Source organism: Glycomyces tritici (genome assembly GCF_030403505.1).
This window is the reverse complement of record NZ_JAUEMJ010000001.1, coordinates 450432-463550: the sequence shown is the minus strand read 5'-3', so window position 1 is coordinate 463550 and position 13119 is coordinate 450432. Positions and strand designations below refer to the sequence as shown.

The window sequence follows — 13119 nt, the reverse complement described above, 5'->3', positions numbered from 1 at the left end:
CTGTGCCGACTGACGACTCGCAAGCTTCGCCGAAGGCGAGGATCGCCGGCAACGTGCTCGTCGCCGGGGCCCGCGTCGCCGGAGCCGCGTGCGCCGACATCCTCCTGGGCCGCGGCGCCGCCGTCACCGTGTACGACCGCGAGGACTCCGAGCGGATGCGGGCGCTCGCCGCCCGCGGCGCCACCTGCGTCGTCACCGACGACTTCGACCCCGCGCTCCTCGACGGCGTCGAGCAGGTCGTGCTCTCGCCCGGCTTCCCGCCCCACCACCCGATCGCCCGGGCCGCGGGCGAAGCCGGGATCGAGGCGTTCTCCGAGCCCGAACTCGCCTGGCGCCTGCGCGAACCCGGCGCCGCGCGCTGGCTCGCCGTCACCGGCACCAACGGCAAGACCACCACCACGACGATGCTCGCCGCGATGCTCGACCACGCCGGTCTCCGCACCGCCGCGGTCGGCAACATCGGCGTCCCCCTCGTCCACACCGCCAACGGCCCCTTCGACGTCCTCGCGGTCGAGCTCTCCAGCCACCAGCTCCACTGGTCCTCCGAGCTCGCCCCGACCGCCGGGGCCGTGCTCAACCTCGCCCCCGACCACCTCGACTGGCACGGCAGCTTCGACGCCTACGCCGAGGCCAAGGCCGCCGTCTGGCGCGGCGGCCGGGCCGTCGTCAACCTCGACGACCCGTCCGTGGTCGCCCTCGCCAAGCACGCCGACGCCGCGGTCACCGGGTTCACCCTCAACCACCCCGAGCGCGGCCAGTTCGGTGTGGCCCTGGGCTTCCTGGTCGACTACACCGGTCCCGAACCGGTCCAGATCTGCTCGGTCGACGACGTCCACCCCGCGGGCTGGCACAACGTCGCCAACGCCCTCGCCGCGGCCGCCCTCGCCCGCCAGGTCGGCGTCACCCACGCCGACATCGGCGAGGCCCTGCGCAAGTACGTGCCCGAACCGCACCGCAACGTCACCCTCCTCGAGCACGCCGGCGTCACCTGGGTCGACGACTCCAAGGCCACCAACCCGCACGCCGCCGCCGCGGCGCTCGCCTCCTACGACTCCATCGTGTGGGTCGCGGGCGGCCAGCTCAAAGGCGTCGACGTCGAGGGCCTCATCGCCCAGTACGCCCCGAAGATGCGCGGCGCCGTCCTCATCGGACAAGACCGCGCGCTCGTGGCCGACGCGCTGGCTCGACACGCCCCGGGCCTCCCCGTGGTCGTGCTCGACGGCCAGGACGATGCGGTGATGACCGAAGTCGCCTCGCACGCCGCGGCACTGGCCGAACCGGGGGACACCGTGCTCCTCTCCCCGGCAGGGGCCTCCTACGACATGTTCACCTCCTATGCGCACCGCGGCGACGCGTTCGCCGCCGCCGCGCGCGCCCTGATCGAGGGTGAGGCCGAGTGAGGAGCGGGTTCACCGAGTTGCTGCGCGGCCTGCTCGACCGGCCGCTCGCCTCGTACTACCTGCTGCTCTCCTCTTCGGCGCTCCTGCTCACCATCGGGCTCGTGATGGTCTTCTCGGCCACCATGGTCGAGTCCTACGAGGCCACCGGCGACCCGTTCGCGGTGATCCTCCAGCAGGTCGTGTGGGCCGTGGTCGGCCTCGTCTGCTTCTGGATCGCCCAGCGCCTGCCCTCGCGCACCTACCGGGCGGTGTCCCGGCCGCTCCTGGTGGTCGCGATCCTGCTCGGCCTCGTCCTGGTCGTCATGTCGATCCGGCAGAAGCAGCAGGAGGCCGCGGGCGGCGAGGGCACCGGCGGTCTCGCCACCGACCAGCTGTGGATCGACCTGGGGCCCTTCCAGTTCCAGCCCGCCGAGATCGCCAAGTTCGCGCTGCTCCTGTGGGCCGCGGACTCGCTGGTGCGCCTCGGCCCGCGCATCGCGTCCTGGCGCGAGCTCGCGATCCCGATGTTCCCGATCGCCGGCCTGCTGCTCATCATCATCGGCTACGCCGACCTCGGCACGATGCTCATCATCCTGGCGATGTTCCTCGGCCTCCTGTGGGCCTCGGGGGTGCCGCTGCGCATCCTCGGCGTGCTCGTGGCCATCGGCCTGCTCGGCTCGGCGGTCCTCATCGCGTTCGAGGGCTACCGGATGCAGCGCATCATCTCGTTCTCGCGGCCCGAGGACTTCGCGGACACCTGGGGCTACCAGGCCATCCAGGGCTACTACGCGATCGCGGACGGCGGCTGGTTCGGCCTCGGCCTCGGCGAGAGCCGCCAGAAGTGGGACTGGCTCCCCAACGGCCACAACGACTTCATCTTCGCGCTCATCGCCGAGGAGCTGGGCGTCGTCGGCTGCCTGGTGATCCTGGCGCTGTTCGCCGTGCTCGTCTACACGGGCTTTCGCATCGCGCGCCGCTCGGACGACCCGTTCCGGGCGCTCGTCGCCGCGGGCGTCACGATCTGGATCGCGGGCCAGGCCTTCATCAACATCGGCGGCGTGCTCGGGCTCATCCCCATGACCGGGGTGCCGCTGCCGTTCATCTCCGACGGCGGCACGGCGCTGGTCGTCATCCTCGCGGCCGTCGGCATGCTGGCCGGGTTCGCACGTGCCGAACCCGACGCCGCCACGGCGCTGCGGGCCCGCAACCCCTCTCGTCTCGTACGCTTGCTGTGGGCCCCCCTGCCGCCCGCACCCCGCTCCGAGTCCGACTCGGAGTCCACCCAGAAACCTACGACCAGAAAGACATGACGTTGCCTCAGCTTCGATCGGTCGTCCTCGCCGGCGGCGGCACCGGCGGCCACATCTACCCGCTCCTGGCCTACGCCGACTGCCTGCGCCGGCACGACCCGCACGTCCGCGTCACCTGCCTCGGCACCGAGAAGGGCCTGGAGAACGACCTCATCCCCAAGGCCGGCTACGACCTGCGCAACGTCCCGGCCCACCAGCTGCCGCGGAAGATCAACCTCGACCTGCTCCTCACCGCGCCGCGGATGCTCAAGGCCATGAAGGCCACCCGCGACGTCATGGACGACGTCCAGGCCGACGTGGTGGTCGGCTTCGGCGGCTATGTGGCCGTGCCCGCCTACCTGGCCGCGTGGCGGCGCAAGACCCCCATGGTCATCTTCGAGTTCAACGACCCGCCCGGGGTCGCCAACAAGATGGCGCTCAAGTTCAGCGACAACCTCGCACTGGGATTCCCGCACCTGCCGCAGGCCTCGCCGATCCTCGCCGAGGGCACCGTCACGGGCGTGCCGCTGCGCCCCGAGATCGCCCACCTCGACCGGCACGCGATGCGCGCCCAGGCCTGCCAGTACTTCGGGCTCGACCCGCGGCGCCCCGTCCTGTTCGTGTACGGCGGCTCGCAGGGCGCGGCCTCGATCAACAACGCGGTCTCCGGTGCGGCCCGGGCGCTCACGCACCGCGGCGTCCAGGTCCTGCACATCACCGGCGCGCGCCGCGACGAGCCGATCCACATCCCCGAGGGCCTGCCCGTCCCGTACCGGACGCTGCCGTACCTCGACCGCATGGACCTCGGCTACGCCGCCGCCGACATGGTGCTCGCCCGCGGCGGCTCCATGACCGTCGCCGAGGTGTCCGCCCTCGGCGTGCCCACCGTCTTCGTCCCGATGCCCTGGGGCAACAAGGAGCAGTACCGCAACGCCGGTCCCGTGGTGGACGCCGGCGGCGCGATGTTCTGCGACGACGAAGCGCTCAACCCCTCCTGGATCGAGGCGAACCTCATCCCGGTCATCACCGACCCGCACCGGGTCGCGGCGATGTCCCGGGCCTCGGCCGCGTTCGGCAGCCGCACCGGCGACGAGGCGCTGCGCAACTACACACTGAAAGTGCTGGAGCAGGCATGAGCGACGATCCCAACGACCTGACGAGCCCCATCGACGAGGGCGTCACGGCCGAGGACCTGGGCCGCACGCTGTTCATCGGCGTCGGCGGCGTGGGCATGAACGGCCTCACCCGGCTGTACGCGACCCGCGGGCTGCCCGTGTCCGGCTCCGAGCTGAAGGACTGGCCGAGCCTGCCCGAGCTCGAGCGGCTCGGCGTCACGCTCCACCGCGAGCACGTGGCGTCGAACCTCGACGGCATCGACACCGTGGTCCGCTCGACCGCGCACAACGACGAGCACCTCGAAGTGGCCGAGGCCCGCAGGCGCGGCATCCGGGTCTACCACCGCTCCGAGGCCCTGGCCGCGGCCATGACCGGCCGCCGCTCGATCGTCATCACCGGCACGCACGGCAAGACCACGACGACCGCGATCATCTCGCAGATGCTCGCGCACGCCGGCCTCGACCCGTCCTATGTGAACGGCGGCGAGAACATCGGCGCCCACACCGGCGCCCACGGCACCGGCGAGTACTTCGTGGCCGAGGCCGACGAGTCGGACCGCTCGTTCCTGCGGTTCCGCCCCGAGATCGGCATCATCACCAACATCGACGTCGACCACCTGAACACCTACGGCGACATGGACTCCCTCACCGAGGCCTTCGAGCGCTTCGGCAGGAACACGGACAAGGACGGCCTGCTCGTCCTGTGCGCGGACAACCCGGGGACGCTCGCGCTCGCCAGGAAGTTCCGCGCCGAGGGCCGCACCGTCGCCACGTACGGGTACTCGGACGGCGCCGACATCCAGCTCGGCGAGGTCGAGTCGGGCAAGGACGGCGTGGACTACACCGTGCTCGCCCACAACCAGCTGCTGGGCCGCTTCCACCTGCCGATGCCCGGCAAGCACATCGCGCTCAACTCGGCCGCCGCGATCGCCGTGGGCCTGTACATCGGCCTCGAGCCCGAGGCGGTCGCCGAGGGCATCGCCGCGTTCGGCGGCGTCAAGCGCCGCTTCGAGAAACGCGGCGAGATCGACGGGTACGCGGTCTTCGACGAGTACGCCTACCACCCGACCGCGATGACCGAGGCCATCAAGACCCTCAAGGAGGTCGCCGGCGACGGCCGCCTCGTCGTGGTCTTCCAGCCCTACCGCGTCTACCGCACCATCGCGATGCGCGAGGAGATCGCCGAGGCGCTCTCGCTCGCCGACCGCGTGGTCGTCATGGAGATCTTCGGTCCCGGCGAGGCCGTCCCCGAAGGCGAAGGCGGCCAGGCGCTCTGCGACGCCGTCGCCCTTCCCTCCGAGGACAAGGTCTTCGTGGCCGAATGGGAGGACGTGCCCGCCGCCGTGAAGGCCCTTGCGGCCGAAGGCGACGTGGTGGTCACCATGGGCGCACCGCCCGTCCAGCTCATGCCGGACGACCTCCTGCGCTGAGAACGCCCGACGGGGCGGTGCCGGATGGCACCGCCCCGTCGTCGTCTCCGCCGTCAGCCGCGGCGGCACTGGCGGGTGCAGTCCATGAGCCGCAGGCCGAGCCTGCCGATGATCCGCACGGACGCGACCGCCGCGATCGGGTCGGCGAGGACCGCGACCGCGACCACGGCGGCGATGGCGACGCCGGCGATGAGGATCCGGCCGATGTGGCCGATCCGCTTGGTGCGCTTGGGGGACATCCTGTTCCTCCTTCCTGTCGGTGTGCGCCAAGCGTGCGGACGCGGAGGCCTTGCACCGGCATGGAAACCGCCGACTGCGTCGTTACCGCCGAACCCGTGCAGCAGATGCGGTTACCGACCGGTACGAGTGCATCGAATAGCGCTCCGAGGGCCCGGAATTGGTACGATGACCAATACGGGGATGCAACTCCATATCGATTCCAAGATCATTTCCTCAGGCGCGTCCGAACCGGCCTCCCGAGGAGTGGAGAATTCGGTGGCAATGCTTGAATACCCCTCGTACCAGCTCACCCGCATGGACTCCCGGGATCCGGAGTCCATACTCGAACACATCGACGAATGGGTGCATTCGCTCCCGGTTCGCGATCTCCTCAAGGAGTTCGGGGGCGCATTCCCCACCGGCCGGCACGCGGATTCGCTCCGCTATCTGGAAGCGTTCTCCGCGGAGCATTGGGACTTCCGCAAAGGGCGCGAACGGTACCAATCCGAGCATCGCGCATTCGACCCCGGCACGAAGCGACTCGTGCACGCGGCGGCGTACGCGCTCGGACTCGGCACCACCACCTTTCCCTCGCACGACGAGTACCGGCACGTCCTGATCCTCGGCGGCAAGATGCTCACCTGCATGAAGCGCGCCGAGTTCGCCCTGGACCTCTTGCGCAGCGGCATGGTCGAGGCCCCCGAGATCTCCGGTCTCGGCAGCTTCCGCAAGGCCGACGACGGCGAGCGCGCGGCGTCCCCGGTGCAGCCCGCGGACGGCCTGGACTTCGAAGTGGACGCCATGGAGGCCGCCATGGTCCACGCCTTCACGCTCCGCGGCACCCCGTACGAGGAGTCGAAAGGCGACCCCTACGCCGAGCCCAACCGGTCCTGGAAGTTCCGCACCTACAGCCGGGTCGACGGTTTGTCCCCGCGGACCGAGGGGCGCCAGGCCCATGTGGTCGCGGCCGACGCCTCGAATCCCGAGGCCCTGCGCGCCAACACCGCCGACACGTGCCGCTTCTGGGCCGACCGGGTGGCCGTGCTCGAACCCGGCGACCGGGTCCTCGTCGTCACCACCGCGATCTTCGTGCCGTTCCAGCACTGCGACGCCGTCGCGACGCTGGGGCTGCCCTATCAGTGCGTGATCGACACCGTCGGCATCGACCTGGAAGGCCCCGAGTTCCGCACGGAGGCGACGGCGACCGGCAAGTACCTGCAGGAGATCCGCTCGGCGATCGTCTCCATGCTGGGCCTTCGCGAGGTCGCCCTCCAGCGCCGCAGGAGGCGGCCGTGATCCCCGACGACGACCCGAGCCTCGTCCTTCGCGCCTGGCAGGCGCTCCTGGCCGGGACCCCCGAGAAGATCGACAGGGGGCTCCGTGACGGCCGGTCGAACGACGCGGTCCTCGATGACGGGGCGTGGCAGCGCATCGGCGGCCACCTCGTCGACGAACGAGGCCGTTGGCGGCGCCTCGGCGACCTGCGCGGCCGACTCCTCGCCTGGGAGGTCCACGTCCCCGACCGCAATGCCTGGCTCGCGCTGGTGGCGGGAGAGGACCTGCTCGGACCCGAGGAGCGCGAAGCGCCCCAGGGCAATCGGCAGGTGCTGCGGAACCGGGCGCTCAAGCGGATCGCCGCCGAGCTCGAACCCGCGCCCGCGCCCCGCACTCCGCCGGGCTCGGACTACTACTGGCCGCGGGAGGTCAAGCGCGGCGAGGAGGCGCCGGGCCTGGCCCGCCAGGAGGGCTTCCCCCGTCACCGGTTCGAGGACCGGGTCATGCAGTTGATCGCGAAGGGCGAGTGGCGCATCGAGTTCTGCAGCGGGTTCGAGCGGTACCTCGTCAGGCAGCGGATCGGCCTGCACGGCTACGCCGAGTCCCGCGAGCGCGTGGCCTCGTTCTGCGCCGGGTTCCGGGTGCGGGAGCCCCGTCCGCTCGCCATGGTGTTCCGCGCCTACAAGAAGGCCGTGTACCAGCGGACCGCCCGCTACCTCGACCTCCACCACCCTGCATGGCGCCCGCGGGCGCGTGCCGAGACCGGCCTGCGCGTCATCGGCCTCGAGCCGGACTCCGGGGAAGGCCTCGCAGGGCACCCGCTCGCCCGGGAGTGGCTCTGGTACCACCCGCGGTGGGTCGAGCCCGTAGGCGTCGACCTGCACCAGAACGAGCACGAGCGCCGGGTCTCGGCCGCGATCCCCGATCAGCGCCAGCAGCCCCCGAAGCGGCGGCTCGGCGCCCTCCTCGAGCTGTCCTTCGCCGACCTGCTGACTCCCGGGCGGCGCATCGAGGTCTACGACCACCTCGTCGACCAGATCCTCACCGAGTCTCTTGAGGACACCATTGCGCCGCCGCCGGGATACGCCTCATACGGCCGAGTGCTCGTCAAGGCCCGCAAGGTGAACCAGGCGGCCCCCGTCGCCCCGGCGGTGCCCGCCGCCGCACCGGACTCGGCGCTGCGCGACCGGCACCGGACCGACGGGTTCCGGGACGATCTGGCGGTCTACCGGGCCTCGGGCGCCGACACGCCGCCCCCTTGGATGCTCGACCACCAGCACCTGCACGACACCGTGGCGGCGCTCGTGCGAACGCGCGACCTCGGCGACGAGAAGCGCGACCTCGCGCGGATGCTCCTCCAGCTCGCCGCCCAGGGAGCCCTCCACCCGCAGGACGTCAAGGGCGTCTTCGGGACCCTCAACTACCTGTCCGTCCACATGATCAGCACCGGCATCGCGTTCCCCGGCAACTTCACCGGGGCGCTGACGGCCCTCGCGCAGACCGGCAGCACGCCGTTCGTCGGCGCCCTGTACCGCTGCCTGGCCCTGCAGGAGTCGAAACGGCACCGGTACGGTCCGGCCAAGGCGTGGCTGGACACCGGCCGCGACTACCTCGACCGCTGGCGCGGCTCCTGGTCGGTCGCCGAGGCGGACGCCGTCGGCTTCGCCGAGGCGAACCAGCAGGTGTGGCTCGCCGCGGGCGGCACCGAACTGCGCCTGCTCGAATTCCACCTGGCCAACCCGTACTTCGGCACGTCGAGGCTCGCGCCCGACCGGTTGATCCCGCTGGCCCGCCAGGGCCGCCGGGCCCTCCATGCAGTGGGGGAGGGCGTGGGAACGCTGGAGAGCCTCACCCGCGAGCACGGCCTCCCCGCGAGCAAGCGGTACGACCGGGCCTCGACGGTCACCTGGAAGATCGCCGCGCAGATCATGTTCGTCCGCGCCCTCCTCCTCCAAGCCACCGTGGATGCGGTGCGCCTGGACGCCTACCGCGACGCCGGGGAGCGGACCGCCGACCACGAGGAGATGGAGCGCTCGGTCGACATGCTCGTCCGGGCGGCGAAGATCGAGTACCAGATGCTCACCGAGAACCGCCTGGCGCGCAGTCACATGCTGACGCTCACCCAGCTGGCCATGCACTATGCGTTCCTCAACGGCATGCGCTTCCTGAAACCGGGAGGGAACCCCGCCAATCTCGCGATCATGCCCTCGTTCCTCAAGAGGGCCGTCGAGAACGAGTTCGACGTCAACGCCGCCACCGGGTTCCTGATCGCCAAGGAATGGAACGCGGGGATCCTCGCGAGCCTCACCTCACCGCAGATCATCGAGACGCTGGGCCGCCGCAGCCTCCGAGGCGGACCCGACCCGCAGCGCGTCGACACGAGCCCGTACTGCATGTGGCGCAGGAACTACAGGGAGGAGCAGGCCCTCGCGCGCGACTTCACCATCGGGAGGACGCTGCGCCGCGCGTGACCGGAACGCCGAAGGGCGGCCACCGCGACCGGCGACCGCCCCTTGACGCGCCCGTTAATCCCAGGCGGCGCCGTTGCGCCAGTAGCCCATGAACGCCCCGCACTCCTTCGGCAGGCCCAGCTCCTTGCGGACGGTGAACCGGAGGGTCTTGACGACGCCGGTCTCTGCGGCGATCCACACGTAGGCCTCGCACTGGGCGACCTCCTGCGGCGCCTCCCAGATCATCTCGTCCTCGGCGCTGCCCAGGGGCTCGGCCTCGAACTGCTCGGTCCTGGCGAAGTCCATGCCGCGCGCCGCCTCCGTCACGGCCGGGACCAGCGCGGCGCCCCAGGCCGCGCCGTCGCGGGGGAGCCACACGACCTCGACGTCCTCGGGGGCGTCGATCACGAGGACGTCGGCCGCCTCGGGCACTTCGATGAACGCCTTGCCGCGCGCGGTGACCGGCAGGTCCTCGAGGATCGCCGCGATCGCCGGGGCCGCCGTCTCGTCGCCCGCGATGAGGAGCTCCGCGCCTTCGGGGGCGTGGAAGTCGAGGCCGCCGTGCGGGCCCTCCCAGCGCGCGTCAGGGCCGAGCAGCAGGATCTCGTCGCCCACCGCCGCGTCGCGGAGCCAGCGCAGCGCAGGGCCGCACTCGTCCTCGGCGTGCGCCTCGTGCACCACCATGTCGACGTCGACCTCGCCGGCGGCGCGGCGCACCGCGCGCACGGTGTAGGTGCGCACGCCGCACTGCTCCTCATCGGGGAGGGCGCGCAGCTCGGAGTACCACCGCTCGCTCGTGGGCATCTTCTCGAAACCGCAGGCCGGGGCCGGGAAGATGAGCTTGAAGCGCTGGTCGTAACCGTTGTCGGCGAAGTGCGCGAGCGTCGGGCCGGCGAAGGTCACCCGGATGAACGACGGGCTCAACCGCTGCAGCGCCCGCACTGTCACAGGGAACACCTCCCACGACCGGACCGCCCTGGTCTCCACGGCCTCGGACCCGGTCTGCTCCTCAGTCTGCGTCGCCACGCGGCACTCCCCTTCTTAGCTTAGGTTTGCCTTACCTTATCCGAGGGGTCGGGCGAGCCGCCACCGCCGAAAGGCCCGGACGTGGAATCATCGACCCATGCGCGGCCCAGAGAACACGCCCGAACCCGGGCCCTGGCGGCTCGTCCACGTGGTGCGCCGCAAGCTTCCCAAGCGAAGGCTGCGGTGGATCGCGACCGGCGTGCTCGCGGCGCTGGCGGCGGCCTTCGTGATCGTCTGGACCACACCGCTGTTCGCGGTCGAGCGGATCGAGGTCTCCGGCACCTCGGTGCTCACCCCCGACGAGGTCGCCGCGCTCGGGCGGGACGCGGTGGGCGGCTCCGTGCTCGCCGCCGACCTGGACGCGATCGCGACCGCCGTCGCGGCGCTCGCGCCCGTCAAATCCGTCGAGGTCACCCGCGCCTGGCCCGACGCGGTGAGCATCGCCGTCACCGAACGCGAGGCATATATGGCCGTTCCGGTGGGCGAAGAGACTTTTCTCATGGTCGATTCGGAAGGTGTGGTATTCGACGAGACCGCATCCGCACCCGGATCTATTTGGAGGGTCGAGCTCGCCGACCCCGGGCCTGACGACCTGGCGACGATCGAGACCCTGATAGTGCTGCATGCTCTCCCGCGCTCCCTCGCCGACGAGGTCGAACACGTGGCGGCGCCGTCCCCCGCGAGCGTCACCCTGTATCTCGAAGATGGACGGACGCTGCGGTGGGGCGACGGTTCCGAAAGCGAGCAGAAAGCCGAGGTCGCCGATCGATTGTTGGCCGGCGGGTACGAACATGTCGATGTCAGCGCACCAGATGCCCCCACTGTGAGTTAGCGTTAAGGGGGGAGCGGGTGTGCGCGCACATCCCGTTTGCCGTACCCAGGGCCGAAGGGGAAGGAAGGCAGCAGCGATGACACCACCGCACAACTACCTCGCCGTGATCAAAGTCGTTGGAGTCGGAGGCGGCGGCGTCAATGCTGTCAACCGGATGATCGAGGCGGGCCTCAAGGGCGTCGAGTTCATCGCCATCAACACTGATGCACAGGCGCTCTTGATGAGTGACGCCGACGTCAAGCTCGACGTCGGCCGCGAACTGACCCGCGGTCTCGGCGCGGGCGCCAACCCCGAAGTGGGGGCCAAGGCCTGCGAGGACCACCGCGACGAGATCGAGGAAGTCCTCAAGGGAGCGGACATGGTGTTCGTGACCTGCGGCGAAGGCGGCGGCACCGGCACCGGCGGCGCACCCGTCATCGCCAACATCGCCCGCAAGCTCGGCGCGCTCACGATCGGCGTGGTCACCCGGCCGTTCGCCTTCGAGGGCAAGCGCCGCCAGACCCAGGCGGTCTCGGGAATAGACGATCTGCGCAACGAGTGCGACACGCTCATCGTGATCCCGAACGACCGGCTGCTGCACCTGGGCGACCGCACCATCTCCATGATGGACGCCTTCCGCCTCGCCGACCAGGTGCTGCTCTCCGGAGTCCAGGGCATAACCGACCTCATCACCACGCCCGGCCTCATCAACCTCGACTTCGCGGACGTCAAGAGCGTCATGAGCGGAGCGGGGTCGGCGCTCATGGGCATAGGTTCGGCCCGCGGTGAGAACCGCGCCGTCGAAGCGGCCCGCGCCGCGATCGAGTCCCCGCTCCTGGAGCAGAGCATGGAAGGCGCCCGCGGCGTCCTCCTCTCCATCGCCGGCGGCTCGGACCTCGGCCTCTTCGAGATCAACGACGCGGCCGAACTCGTCTCCGACTGCGCCCACACCGACGCCAACATCATCTTCGGCGCGGTCATCGACGACGCCCTCGGCGAAGAGGCGCGCGTGACCGTGATCGCCGCCGGGTTCGACGTCGAGGACGAAGCCGAATTCGAACTGGCCCAACCGAGCCGGATCACCGCACTGCCCGAGCAGAAGCCCGAGCCGGTGCGCGAGGCCAAGCCCGAACCGGAGCGCGAGTCGAGCAACGGCAAAGTGCTGTTCGACGACGTCGACGTCCCGGCCTTCCTGAAAGACGGCTTCTAGCGGCGGCGGACCGTCGGGACCCAAGCAGTCTCGGCGGCCCGTCGGCCCTGGTGCGGCCCGAGCGCTGCGCCCCAAGCCCCGCACCCCCGCGCTCACCGAACGCTCCCGAGACCCGCTAGGACCTCCGCTCTTGACCACCCCATCGCGCCGAATCCAGTTGCGGGACAACCTCGACCGGACGCGCGAGGCCATCGCGGCCGCATGCGCCGACGCCGGCCGCCCCGCCGGCGCGGTCCGCCTCATCGCCGTCACCAAGACCTTCCCCGCCTCCGACGCCGCCGCGCTCGTCGAACTCGGCCAGTCCGACCTCGGCGAGAACCGCGACCAGGAGGCCGCTCCGAAGGCCGCCGAACTCGCCGCCGCCGGCCTCGAACCCGTGTGGCACTTCGTGGGACAGCTCCAGCGCAACAAGGCCCGCTCCGTCGCCGCGTACGCCGATTGGGTGCATTCGGTCGACCGCGCGCCGCTCGCGAACGCGCTCAGCGCCGCCGCCCACGCCAAGGGCCGCAACCTGAACGCGCTCATCCAGGTGAGCCTCGACGGCGACACCGCCCGCGGCGGCGTGCCCGTCACCGGCCTCGAAGCGCTCGCCGAAGCGATCAGCGCCGCACCCGCGCTCACCCTCAAAGGCGTCATGGCCGTCGCCCCGCTCGGCTGGGACCCCGCCAAAGCCTTTGCACTGCTTGCCGAATGCTCACAGACCGTGCAGCGCGTCGACCCCGGCGCGACCGAGGTCTCCGCCGGCATGAGCGGCGACTACCGGGCCGCGGTCCTCGCGGGGGCCACAATGGTCAGACTGGGCAGAAACGTGCTCGGCGAACGTGAACCGATGGCGTAAGGTGTGGGGCAGCAGAGGACAAATAGCCGCACGATGACGGTTGACTAGTCGGGCAAAATCACCTCCGTGTAAGGAGT

Annotated in this window: 10 protein-coding genes and 1 pseudogene; 9 read left to right on the top strand and 2 right to left on the bottom strand. The window is 70.8% G+C overall.

The window, feature by feature from the left end; genetic code table 11:
• Positions 1 to 2: 2 nt before the first annotated feature.
• Genes murD through murC form a run of 4 tightly spaced genes read left to right on the top strand, consistent with a single transcriptional unit; the run spans position 3 to position 5213 of the window.
• Positions 3 to 1400 (top strand): UDP-N-acetylmuramoyl-L-alanine--D-glutamate ligase, encoded by a 1398-nt coding sequence (murD, locus tag QWI33_RS02140; protein WP_289954396.1) that lies wholly within the window; start codon positions 3 to 5, stop codon positions 1398 to 1400.
• Positions 1397 to 2689 carry a putative lipid II flippase FtsW gene (gene ftsW, locus QWI33_RS02135; protein ID WP_289954394.1) on the top strand — a complete coding sequence of 431 codons (1293 nt, stop codon included), beginning with the start codon at positions 1397 to 1399 and terminating at the stop codon, positions 2687 to 2689. The genes murD and ftsW overlap by 4 nt, the downstream gene beginning before the upstream one ends.
• Positions 2690 to 2691: 2 nt before the next feature.
• A complete protein-coding gene (locus QWI33_RS02130) occupies positions 2692 to 3804 on the top strand; it encodes a UDP-N-acetylglucosamine--N-acetylmuramyl-(pentapeptide) pyrophosphoryl-undecaprenol N-acetylglucosamine transferase (protein ID WP_353895340.1) in 1113 nt (370 codons plus the stop codon).
• Complete coding sequence (gene murC, locus QWI33_RS02125) at positions 3801 to 5213, top strand: UDP-N-acetylmuramate--L-alanine ligase (protein WP_289954391.1); 1413 nt, start codon at positions 3801 to 3803, stop codon at positions 5211 to 5213. The genes QWI33_RS02130 and murC overlap by 4 nt, the downstream gene beginning before the upstream one ends.
• A 53-nt stretch (positions 5214 to 5266) precedes the next feature.
• On the opposite strand, the gene QWI33_RS02120 is transcribed toward murC, so the two are convergent.
• The gene (locus QWI33_RS02120; RefSeq protein ID WP_289954389.1) at positions 5267 to 5452 is read right to left on the bottom strand and encodes a hypothetical protein; all 186 of its coding nucleotides are present in this window, start codon (positions 5450 to 5452) and stop codon (positions 5267 to 5269) included.
• A gap of 262 nt (positions 5453 to 5714) precedes the next feature.
• Here QWI33_RS02120 and QWI33_RS02115 point away from each other — a divergent pair, with 262 nt between their 5' ends.
• Positions 5715 to 6728 (top strand): hypothetical protein, encoded by a 1014-nt coding sequence (locus QWI33_RS02115; protein ID WP_493351707.1) that lies wholly within the window; start codon positions 5715 to 5717, stop codon positions 6726 to 6728.
• Positions 6725 to 9178, top strand: coding sequence for a hypothetical protein (locus tag QWI33_RS02110; RefSeq protein WP_289954384.1), 2454 nt, complete (start codon positions 6725 to 6727; stop codon positions 9176 to 9178). The genes QWI33_RS02115 and QWI33_RS02110 overlap by 4 nt, the downstream gene beginning before the upstream one ends.
• Positions 9179 to 9232: 54 nt before the next feature.
• Here the strand turns inward: QWI33_RS02110 and QWI33_RS02105 are convergent, their stop codons facing one another.
• Complete coding sequence (locus QWI33_RS02105; RefSeq protein WP_289954383.1) at positions 9233 to 10183, bottom strand: siderophore-interacting protein; 951 nt, start codon at positions 10181 to 10183, stop codon at positions 9233 to 9235.
• Positions 10184 to 10280: 97 nt separating this feature from the next.
• Between QWI33_RS02105 and QWI33_RS02100 the strand changes: the two genes are divergently transcribed.
• From QWI33_RS02100 to QWI33_RS02090, 3 genes and pseudogenes are all read left to right on the top strand, one after another.
• Positions 10281 to 11015, top strand: a complete 735-nt coding sequence (locus tag QWI33_RS02100; protein WP_289954380.1) for a cell division protein FtsQ/DivIB — start codon at positions 10281 to 10283, stop codon at positions 11013 to 11015.
• 76 nt (positions 11016 to 11091) lie between these two features.
• A pseudogene (gene ftsZ / locus QWI33_RS02095) lies at positions 11092 to 12034 on the top strand (cell division protein FtsZ); the annotation flags it as partial.
• Positions 12035 to 12334: 300 nt separating this feature from the next.
• A complete protein-coding gene (locus QWI33_RS02090) occupies positions 12335 to 13042 on the top strand; it encodes a YggS family pyridoxal phosphate-dependent enzyme (protein WP_289954376.1) in 708 nt (235 codons plus the stop codon).
• Positions 13043 to 13119 lie beyond the last annotated feature (77 nt).